The organism is Nocardia sp. NPDC004340 (assembly GCF_053602575.1).
In genome coordinates this window covers 75,130-86,944 of sequence record NZ_JBSGDW010000004.1, presented here as the reverse complement: position 1 = coordinate 86,944, position 11,815 = coordinate 75,130, and the positions used below count along the sequence as shown (strand labels likewise).

Below are 11,815 nucleotides of genomic sequence, written 5' to 3'. Positions count from 1 at the left end.
GAGTGACGAACAGCTCCTCGACTACCTCAAGCGCGCCACCTCCGAGCTGCGCCGCGCGCGGCGACGGATAGACGAACTGGAATCCGTGGCCGCCGAGCCCATCGCCATCATCGGAATGGGCTGCCGCTATCCGGGCGGAGTGTCCACGCCGGAAGAGCTGTGGCAGCTGGTGGCCGACCGAGCAGATGCGGTGGGGCACTTTCCCCTCGACCGTGGCTGGGATCCCGAAGCGCTGCTGCGCAGTACCACTGCTAGCGGCGGTTTCCTCCACGATGCGGCGGAATTCGATGCCGGCCTTTTCGGCATGTCGCCGCGGGAGGCGTTGGCGACGGATCCGCAGCAGCGATTGCTGCTCGAGGTGTCCTGGGAGGCGCTGGAGCGTGCGGGTGTCGATCCGCTGTCGCTCGCGGGCAGCCCCACGGGTGTCTATCTCGGCGTCATGCACAACGATTACGGTTCACGACTGCTCGACGACTCCGGCGACTTCGAAGGGCAACTCCTCACCGGCAGCCTGCCCAGCGTGGCATCCGGGCGAGTCTCCTATTGCCTGGGACTGAAAGGACCCGCGGTCACGGTCGATACCGCCTGCTCGTCCTCGCTGGTCGGCCTGCACCTGGCCGCGCAAGCGCTGCGGTCGGGGGAGTGCGGCATGGCGCTGGCCGGTGGGGTCACCGTGATGTCGACACCCAATGTGTTCCTGGAGTTCTCGCGCCAGGGCGGGCTGTCACCCGACGGCCGATGCAAGGCGTTCTCCACCGAGGCGGATGGCACCGGTTGGGCCGAAGGCGTCGGTGTGCTTGTCCTGGAACGGCTTTCGGACGCACAGCGGCTCGGACACCCGGTCCTCGCGGTGGTGCGAGGATCGGCGATCAATCAGGATGGCGCGAGCAGCGGCCTCACCGCGCCGAATGGGCCGTCCCAGGTGCAGGTCATCCGTGCGGCGCTTGCCGCCGCGGGCCTGCGACCCACCGATATCGACCTGGTCGAAGCGCACGGGACGGGCACTCCGCTGGGTGATCCGATCGAATTGCATGCCCTCGACGAGGCCTATGGTGCGGGTCGCGCTGCCGATCAGCCGCTGTGGCTGGGATCGGTGAAGTCCAATATCGGCCATACTCAGGCGGCCTCCGGTGTCGCGGGCGTGATCAAGATGGTCATGGCGATGCGGAATCGCACGATCCCGCCCACCCTGCACATCGACCGGCCGACAGCGCATCTCGATTGGTCTGCGAGTCCCCTGCGGTTGGCCACCGAGATGATCGCCTGGCCGGAGCAGGGCCGGCTTCGCCGTGCCGGGATCTCCTCGTTCGGCATCAGCGGAACCAATGCACATGTCGTTCTGGAAGAGGCCCCCGTAGCAGTGGAGGCCGGTGCGGACGGTCGTGCCCGCACGCCCGTGCCAATCGTGGTGTCCGGTCGGTCGGCTGCTGCTGTGCGCGCGCAGGCCGTGCGACTGCTCGATCGGATCGAGCGGGATTCAACCGTTTCAACCCTCGACATCGCCTACTCGTGCGCGCTTCGATCGGCACTGGAATATCGTGCGGTAGTACAAGGTTCGGGCCGTGCCGAGATCATTGCCGGGCTGCGCGCACTTGCCGACGGATTCATTCCGGTATCGACCACTGCCACAACGGATTCGGTTGTCTGGGTCTTCCCTGGGCAAGGCTCACAATGGGTGGGCATGGCGCTCGGCCTGTGGAAGTCCATGCCGGTGTTCGGCTCTCGAATGGCCGAGTGCGAGCAAGTATTCGCCGGGCTGGTGGATTGGTCTCTCGAGGAGGCCTTGGCGGACGAACAGCTGCTGGCGCGTGTCGACGTCGTACAGCCGGTGCTGTGCGCGGTGATGGTGTCATTGGCGGCACTCTGGCGGTCGATGGGTGTCACACCGTCCGCCGTTGTCGGACACTCCCAAGGGGAGATTGCCGCCGCATGTGTGGCGGGGCTGTTGTCGCTCGAAGACTCGCTCCGTCTGATTGTGTTGCGTAGCAAGGCTATTGCCGATGGCCTGTCCGGCCGCGGTGCCATGGCTTCGATCGGACTGGCTGCCGCGGATATCGCCTGGGATCGGGTCGGCGTGGCGGCGATCAACGGTCCTACTTCGGTCGTGGTCTCGGGCGATGTGGATGCCGTGCAGTCCTACGTGGCCGAGTGCGAACGGCTGGGCGTACGGGCTCGAATCATCCCCGTGGACTATGCCTCTCATTCCGCCCATGTCGAGGCGATCCGTGCGCAGGTGCTCGCGGCCGGTCGCGACATCACGCCGGGTACCGGCGACATCGACTTCTTCTCCACGGTCACCGGCGGTCGTCTCGACGGGTCCGCATTGGATGCCGAGTACTGGTATCGAAACCTTCGGCAGCCGGTCCGGCTGGCCGAGACGATCCGCACGCTGGCCGACGGCGGTCGGCGAACTTTTCTCGAGGTGAGCCCGCATCCGGTGCTCATCCCCGCGATTCAAGAAACCGTGAACGATGCTGTCGCACAAGGGACCCTGCGGCGCGACGAGAACGACTTCGAACAATTCCTGCAAGCCATGGCGGCGCTGTACACCGGGGGTGTCACCCTCGACTGGCGGCCGCTCTTCGAGGACACCGGCGCACACCTCGTCGATCTGCCCACATATCCCTTCCAGCGCCGACGGTACTGGCTGGATGTCCCGCGGCCGCTTTTGAGCGCTCCCGTCGCGCTCGCGTCGAGCGACGACAGCATCCAGCGCGGACGACTGTCGGTACGAACGCATGGCTGGCTGGGTGATCACCGGGTTCGGGGTGAGCATGTAGTCCCTGGAACGGCCTTGCTCGACATGGTCTGCGGCGAGGAGTGCCTGCTCGAGGAACTCACCCTGCACATTCCGTTGACGCTGCCCGCCGATGGCGCTGTCGAGGTGCAGGTTCATCGGGGGCAGCCGGACGAGAACGGGCGTCAGTCGCTACAGCTGTACTCCCAGGACGCAGATTCCGGTTGGCTCTTGCATGCCAGCGGGACACTCGTCCCGGCCGCGGGCGGCGGCGTGGTTGCCGACCTGACCGAGTGGCCGCCGCAAGGATCGCAGGAACTCGACCTATCGCACTGGTACGACGATCTCGCCACCCACGGTATGGAGTACGGCCCCGCCTTCCGCGGTCTGCGGGCGGTATGGCAGCGCGGTGCGGAACTGTTCGCGGAAGTCGTCCTACCCGGGCCATTGGTGGATCAAGCCCGATGGTTCGGGCTGCATCCTGTCTTGCTCGACGCGGCTCTGCATGCGCTGGGACAGCGCAACGGCGGGATGGTGCCGTTCTCGTGGAGCGACGTGCGGTCAACTGCCGCATCTCCCACCGCTATCCGGGTGCGGATCACTCCGCTGGGGACCGAGTCGGTGGCACTCGAGGTCGCCGACGAAACCGGTCGAGGCGTGATGTCGGTCGGTTCCCTCACGCTGCGGCCCCTCGGCGTTCAGCGTCCCGATGCCCTGTTCGAGCTCTGCTGGGAACAGGTGCAGGCCGCCGGGACGGCGCAGCCCTCGGACAGTGTGACGGTCGTGCACTGCCCGGTGGGCGAGGGCGGCATGCCGGAGCGTGTCCAGGATGTCGTGTCGGGCGTGCTGCGTGATCTGCAGCATTGGCTGGCCAACGAGCAAGGGAACGAATCACGCCTCGTCGTCGTGACGCGCGGTGCGGTAACCCTGGATTCGGAGGCAACGGGAGACCTTGCGGCAGCGGCGGTTTGGGGCCTGGTCCGCTCCGCGCAAACCGAGCACCCGGACCGGATCGTCCTGGTCGACAGTGACAGCTCCGATGAACCGGGGACCGTGACCGACCTCGTACCCGCGATCCTCGCCACCGGTGAGCCGCTCGTGGCCGTACGCGATGGTGCTTTGCATGCGCTCCGCCTGACCCGCACGGTCGGCAGCGAGACCGCGCCGTTCCCGGCCGACGGCACCGTACTGATCACCGGCGCTACCGGAACCTTGGGCCGCGCGGTCGCGCGGCACCTGGCCGATGCGCACGGTGTGCGAAACCTGTTGTTGGTGAGTCGCCGGGGAATGGCCGCCGACGGTGCCGCGGAGTTCGTGGCGGGGCTGTCCGCGCACGGTGTCGCGGTGACGGTGGCGGCCTGCGACATCGCCGACCGGCAGGCATTGAGTGATCTGCTGGCTGCGGTTCCGCGGGACAAGCCACTGTCGGCGGTCGTTCACGCCGCCGGAGTGTTGGACGACGGAGTGATCGAATCCCTCACTCCGGAGCGGCTCCGCACCGTACTGGCCGCCAAGGTGGACGCGGCATGGAACCTGCACGAGTTGACCATGGACCGCGGTCTGTCGGCTTTCGTGCTGTTCTCCTCCGTCTCCGCGGTCCTCGGTGGAGCCGGTCAGGGCAACTATGCGGCGGCGAATGCCTTCCTCGATGGGCTCGCGCACCACCGTCGAGCGCAAGGGCTGCCCGCGACCTCCCTGGGATGGGGATTCTGGGCGGAGCGCAGCGGTCTGACCGGTGCGCTCGACGACACGGATGTCGCTCGCATGGCGGACAGCGGTGTGTCGCCGCTCGACACCGGTGAGGGATTGGCGCTGTTCGACCTGGCGCTCGGCGTGGATCGGGCCCATGTCCTTCCGGTGCGCTGGCACCTGCCATCGCTCCGGGACAAAGCCCGCGCGGGGACGCTGGCACCGCTGTTCCGGCGCTTGGTGGCGATGCCGGGCCGGGCGGCGGGCACCGCTACCGAAGGTCAGCACGGACTGGCCGACAGCCTCCGCGCGGCGTCGGCGGTCGAGCGGAGCCGGGTCCTCGACGACCTGGTTCGACGCGACATCATGGCGGTCCTGAAGCACGATTCGATCGCCGCCATCGAGGTGGACACGGCCTTCCGAAACCTGGGATTCGATTCCCTCACAGCACTCGAGCTGCGCAACAAACTGTCGGCTCGGACCGGGCTGCGACTGCCCGCCACCCTGGTGTTCGACTATCCGACGCCGAAGCTCCTCATCCAGTTTCTCGATGAGGAGTTGTCGGGCCCGGCAACCGATGCGCCGATCTCGGAATCGGTGTCGCCGGTGTCGCCGTCGGAGCCGGTGGCCATCGTGGGGATGGGTTGCCGGTTCCCCGGCGGGGTGTCCTCTCCGGAGGAGTTGTGGCGGTTGGTGGCCGACGGTCGTGACGTGATCTCGCCGTTCCCGACCGACCGTGGATGGGGCGAGATCTTCGATCCCGTACCCGGTGCGGCGGGTAAGTCGTACGCGAACAAGGGCGGATTCCTTTACGACGCAGCCGAGTTCGACGCGGAATTCTTCGGGATCAGCCCGCGGGAGGCGATCACGATGGATCCGCAGCAGCGGATCCTGCTCGAAACCGTCTGGGAGGCACTCGAACACGCCGGGATTCGGCCCGCGACGCTGCGAGGCAGCGACACCGGCGTGTACGTCGGCGCGATGTACCACGACTACCCGCAGAGCGAAAACGCCGGCGCGATCGTGTCGGGCCGGGTGTCGTATGTGCTGGGGTTGGAAGGGCCTGCGGTATCGGTGGATACGGCGTGTTCGTCGGGTCTGGTGGCGTTGCATCAGGCGGTGGCGGCATTGCGTTCGGGGGAGTGTTCGCTCGCTTTGGCCGGTGGTGTCACGGTGATGGCGAACCCGGGAACGTTTGTGGAGTTTTCCCGGCAGCGGGGGCTGGCGCCGGATGGCCGGTGCAAGCCGTTCGCCGAAGCAGCCGACGGGACGGGTTTCGGTGAGGGATCGGGTGTCCTTGTGCTGGAACGGTTGTCCGAGGCGCGCCGCAATGGGCATGCGGTGTTGGCGGTGGTGCGTGGTTCGGCGGTGAATCAGGATGGTGCGTCGAATGGGTTGACTGCTCCGAATGGTCCGTCGCAGCAGCGGGTGATCCGGCGGGCGTTGGCCAATGCCGGGTTGTCGGCGGCTGAAGTTGATGTGGTCGAGGCGCATGGCACCGGTACCACGTTGGGTGATCCGATCGAGGCGCAGGCATTGTTGGCCATCTATGGGCAGGATCGGCCTGTGGATCGGCCGGCGTGGTTGGGTTCGATCAAATCCAATATCGGGCACACGCAGGCGGCCGCGGGCGTGGCCGGTGTGATCAAGATGGTGCAGGCGCTGCGGCACGGAATCTTGCCCGAGACGCTGCATGTGGATACGCCGTCCACCCATGTGGATTGGAACACCGGGCGGGTGGAACTACTTACCGCGCAACGTGATTGGCCGGTGGTCGATCGGCCGCGTCGTGCCGCGGTGTCGGCGTTCGGTATCAGCGGCACCAATGCGCACGTGATTCTCGAGCAGGCACCGGAATCGGTGACCGATCCCGTCTCCGAGGCCGGTGACGGCGCGGATGGCCCAGTGGTGTGGGTGGTTTCGGGTCGGACGCCGGAGGCGTTGGCGGGGCAGGCGGGCCGGTTGTCGCACTATCTGTGCGAGCGCCCGGACGTGGATCCGGTGGATGTAGCGGTGACCTTGGCGGGTCGGTCGCGGTTCGATCAGCGCGCGGTGGTCGTGGGCGGAGACCGGGCGGCGTTGCTGGGGGGCTTGGACGCGGTGGCCCAGGGGCTACCCGCCGAGCGCGTGGTGTCGGGGACAGCCCGTGGACCCGGCAAGACGGTGTTGGTGTTTCCAGGCCAGGGTGCGCAGTGGCTGGGGATGGGTCGCGGACTGTCGGCCCGGTTCCCCGTGTTCGCGCAGAAGATGGCCGAGTGTGATCGGGCGTTCGCGCCGTTGGTGGATTGGTCGCTGCTCGATGTGCTCGCTACCGATGACGCGGGGTGGCTCGAGCAGGTCGAGATCGTGCAGCCGGTGTTGTTCGCGGTCATGGTGTCGCTGGCCGAGTTGTGGCGTTCGGTCGGCCTCGTACCCGATGCGGTGGTGGGTCATTCGCAAGGCGAGATCGCCGCAGCCCATGTCGCGGGCGGTTTGTCGCTCGAGGATGCCGCCCGGATCGTGATCGGCCGGTCATCGGCGTTGACGGCGTTGGCAGGCCGGGGCGCGATGGTGTCGGTGTTCGCGGCCCCGGACCGGGTGCAGGAGCTGATCGAAGGGTTCGACGGGCTCGCGGTGGCCGCGGTCAACGGCCCGGGATCGACGGTGGTGTCCGGTGCGCTCGAGCAGGTGGATTCTTTACTGAGCGAATGTGAGCGCCGTGATATTCGTGCCCGGCGGGTGGCAGTGGATTACGCCTCGCACTCACCCCAGGTCGACCAGTTGCGTGCTCACCTGATGCAGGTGCTCGAAACCGGCTCACCTACCCGGACCGGATCATCGCTCGAACCGGCCTCGTCGCGGGCGGCGTTCTACTCGACCGTCACCGGCACGGTCCTGGATCCAACCGGATTGGATGCGGACTACTGGTACCGGAATCTGCGGGAACCCGTGCGTTTCGAGCAGGCGGTGCAGGCATTGCGCCGTGACGGCTACCGCACGTTCGTCGAGGCGAGCTCACATCCGCTGCTGGGCGTCGACCTCGAACAGATCTGTGCCGCTTCGGCATTCGACAATGGTAATGACCCGGTGATCGTCGGTTCGTTGCAGCGCGACCAGGACAGTGTTCTCGCGTTCACGCGCTCGATGGCCCGCTTAGCGGTGGCGGGTGCGGATGCGGTGTGGGATGCGGTGGCGCCACGTCGTGGCAGGCGGGTGGAGTTGCCGAGTTATGCGTTCACGCGCCGCCGGTACTGGTCGACCCCGTCGGGGGTCACCGATGCTGCGTCGTTGGGCCTGTCGGGGGCAGGACATCCGTTGCTGGGGGCGATGCTGGCGTCGGCCGATTCGGGCGGGGTGGTGTTGACCGGGCAGTTGTCGTCGGCAATGCAACCGTGGCTGGCCGATCACGCGGTCGGCGGCACGGTGTTGTTCCCCGGCACCGGGTTTGTGGAGTTGGCGATGCGGGCGGGTGCCGAGGTCGGGTGTCCGGTGCTGCGGGAGTTGACCGTGACGACTCCGCTGGTGTTGACCGCCGCGACCCCGGTGCAATTGCAGGTCGTGGTCGATGGACCCGACGGGCAGGGACAAGGTGCGCGCAGAGTGATGGTGTATTCCCGTGCTGCGCAGGACCCGGAGGCGGGGTGGGTCACTCATGCCGAGGCGGTACTCGATCGGCGAGGCGAATTCTCCTCGAACTCGGTGATTGCCGGTCCGGTGCCGGAGATGCCCGCGGTGTGGCCGCCGCGCGGTGTCGTGCCGGTGCCGGTGGACGGTACGTATTCGGTGCTGGCCGATCTGGGATACGACTACGGTCCGACTTTCCAGGGGTTGCGCTCGCTGTGGCGTGATGGTCAGGAGTTGTTCGTCGAGGCCTCGTTGCCGGATTCGGTGAGTGACGCGTCGGAGTTCGGGTTGCATCCGGCCCTGTTGGATGCGGTGTTGCATGCCGCGGTACTGGCCGCGATGGACACCGATTCCGGTGCCGATACCGGGGTGATGTTGCCGTTCGCGTGGTCGGAGGTGACCTTGCACGCGGTCGGCGCATCCACGGTGCGGGCCCGGATCTCACCGACCGGTACGGGGGCGGTCGCGATACAGATCAATGACAGCGCCGGACACCCCGTACTGACGGTCGGATCATTGACGTCACGGCCGCTGTCCACCGGACAGTTGGGCACCGCGACCGCACGCGACCGGCTGTGCGCAGTGCAATGGACCCCGACCCGGACCACTACCCCGACCTCGGTGCCGGTGTCGCGGGTGTTCACCGGTGTCGCGGACTTCCGGTCCTGGACCAGGGACGAAACCGCATCGGTACCACCGGTTGTCGTGTTCGACCTGCGCGACCGCACCGCGGACGATCTCGACGTGCCGGGGCGAGTGCGGCGGGCGGTCGCCGACACGCTGGTCGTGGTACAGGGCTGGCTGAGCGAATCACGGTTCGCCACAAGCACATTGGTGGTGCTGACCGGCGGGGCCATCGCGACGGACGGTACGCAGGTCGAGGATTTGGCCGGTGCGGCGCTGTGGGGGTTGGTGCGTTCGGCGCAATCGGAAGATCCGGGCAGGATCGTGCTCGTCGACACCGACCTTCCCGCGGGCCGCCCCTTCGACGATCTTGCCGGCGTGCTGGCGTGTGGTGAACCCCAGGTCATGATCCGATCCGGGGTGTTGCACACCGCTCGACTGGTCCGGCTCCCGTTGGGGGAGGCCGGGATGGATTCGGGTGTGGTGCAGGCGGTGTCGGCGGGCACGGTGTTGATCACCGGTGGGACCGGCGGGTTGGGGTCGATGCTGGCGCGGCATCTGGTGACCGCGTACGGGGTGCGGTCGTTGGTGCTGGCCAGCCGTCGTGGCCCGGCGACGCCGGGGGCGGCGGAGTTGGTCGCGGAGTTGACCGGGTTGGGCGCGCGGGTGCGGGTCGCGGCGTGTGATGTATCGGATCGGGGGGCCGTGGCGGAGTTGCTGGCCGCGGTTCCCGAGGACGCGCCGCTGACCGGTGTGGTGCAGACCGCGGGTGTGCTCGACGACGGTCTGACGGTGTCGTTGACCCCGGATCGGGTGGATGCGGTGCTGGCGGCCAAGGCCGACGCGGCTTGGCATCTGCACGAGTTGACCCGCGAGCTGGATCCGGCGTTGTTCGTGTTGTTCTCCTCGGTCGCAGGCGTGTTGGGCACCGCCGGGCAGGGCAACTATGCGGCGGCGAACGCGTTCCTGGACGGGCTTGCCGAACACCGCCGCCTCGGTGGACAGGCCGCGGTGTCGATCGCTTGGGGATTGTGGGCGACCGGCACCGGAATGACCGGACATCTCGGCGATGCCGACAACGCGCGGATGAATCGTGTTGGGGTGCTGGCGATGTCGGACGAGCAGGGATTGGCGATGTTCGACGCCGCGCTGGCCCAACACCGTGCGGGTGTGGTCGCCGCCAGGGTGGACACGGCTGCGCTGGCCGCCGGTGCTCGCGCGGGCACGCTGCCTCCGTTGCTGGAGGGGTTGCTCGCCACCGTCCGCAGCAGCACGCCGGGCGCGGCGGGTTTGCGGCAGCGGCTGGAGGGGCTGGCACCGGCCGAACAACAAGCGGTGGTCCTGGACGCGGTTCGTGGTCAGATCGCGGCCGTGCTGGGACACGACAGTGGTGCGGCCATCGATGCGGACCGCAACTTCCGGGACCTGGGATTCGACTCGTTGACCGCGGTCGAGACTCGCAACCGGTTGAATGCCGTGACCGGGTTGCGGTTGCCCGCAACCCTGATCTTCGACTATCCGACACCGGACGCGGTGACCGCGCACATCCTTGCCCAGCTCACCGACACCGGTATTTCCGACGTTTTGGCGCGTCTGGAAAAAGAGGTCATGGAGATGGTCGACAGCAAGACGCTCAGCGATGAATTCTATTCGAAATTATTGAACGTGACCCGAATCGCCGCTCGGGCGAATGGAGATCGGGGCCGATCGGAGGACATTATGGCCATGAGTGACGAATCGTTGTTGGACATGCTCGCGGGTGAATTTGGTATCTCATGACAACATCGCTGATTCGGCAGGGCATCCCGCACGTGCCCGGCCGTGTGCCCCTTTTGGGTGATATTCGAAAAATCGACCGCCGTCGCCCGTTGCACAACGAGATGGCATTGGCCGAATCGCTCGGTCCTATTTACGAACGCAAGGTCGTCGGGTTGCATTTTATCTATGTTGCAGGCGGTCGGCTCGCCGCGCAATGTTCGGACGAGCAGCACTGGGAACGGGAATTGTACGGTCCCGTGACCGAACTTCGGCGATTCATGCCGCGTAGTCTGTTCACGGCAGATTCCAGTGATCCGTTATGGGGACAAGCGCACCGCATCTTCACTCCGGCATTCACGCAAACGGCGATGCGCCGCTATCACCAGGCGATGCAATGGATAGCGGATGATCTCGTGGCGGAATGGTCGGGCAGCGGTGGTGTCGTCGACGCGCATTCGGCCATGACACGCGCTGCGGGAGAAGCTATCGGCCGTGCCGGATTCGGTCGGAATCTGGGGCTTTTCGGTGATACGACCGGCGGCGCCGCCTCTCGTGCGTTTTTCGATTCCATGGCGGCCATGCTGCGAATGACGGCGGACGTCAGCAGTCAGTTGCCCGGGATCGGCGTCCTCCGCAGGTGGCAACGTGAGCCCAGTGCGCGCCGCCATATCACAACGCTGAACGGATTTGCGGACGATATCATCGCCGATCGGCTTCATCATCCGACGGACGATGAAGACCTGCTCAACCTGATGCTCACAGCGAGCGACCCCGAGACCGGTCAACGGTTGCCTCCGGAAAATTTGCGCGCGCAACTCTTGAACTTCCTGGTCGCCGGGTCCGAGACCACGGCGGCATTGCTGGAGGTGGTATTGCACTGTATCGCCGCCGACCGGCAGCTGCAGGAGGAGCTGCGCGCCGAGATTACTGCGCGAGGGGGGTTCGATTACCAGGCGGTGACCGGGATGCGGCTGGTTCGGCATGTCCTCAACGAGTGCCTGAGATTGTGGCCACCGGTGCCCGGCTACCTCCGGAAAGCTCGCAGCGACCAGAATCTCGGTGGTTACCTGATTCCTGCCGGACAAAGGGTTTTCGTCCTGGCTTTGGCCGCGCAGCGTGACAGGGACGTATGGGGTCCGGACGCCGACACCTTCGATCCGTATCGCTTCGAAGCCGACCGTCTCCGGGCCAATCCTGAGCGATTCTTCCAGCCCTGGGGCGTCGGGCCGCGCAGCTGCATCGGTCGTCAGTTCGCGCTCCAGCAAGCCACATTGCTGATCGCTCGAATCCTGTCGGATTTCGAATTGGCCACTGACGGTGAACCTTTGGTGATCAACGAACACGGAACTTTTCGGCCCGCGCCCTATCGGTTGAAGATTACGGCGACTACACGGAAGCGTTGAG

At 66.6% G+C, this 11,815-nt stretch carries 1 protein-coding gene and 1 pseudogene; both read left to right on the top strand.

Annotated features, from left to right (window positions below; all coding sequences use genetic code 11):
* Window position 1: 1 nt before the first annotated feature.
* Window positions 2-10,432, top strand: a pseudogene (locus ACWEOI_RS16945) (SDR family NAD(P)-dependent oxidoreductase); the annotation flags it as partial.
* Window positions 10,429-11,814: a cytochrome P450 gene (locus tag ACWEOI_RS16940; RefSeq protein ID WP_433672906.1), complete on the top strand. Its 1,386-nt coding sequence runs from the start codon at window positions 10,429-10,431 to the stop codon at window positions 11,812-11,814. The pseudogene ACWEOI_RS16945 and the gene ACWEOI_RS16940, both read left to right, overlap by 4 nt.
* The last annotated feature ends 1 nt before the right edge of the window (window position 11,815 follow it).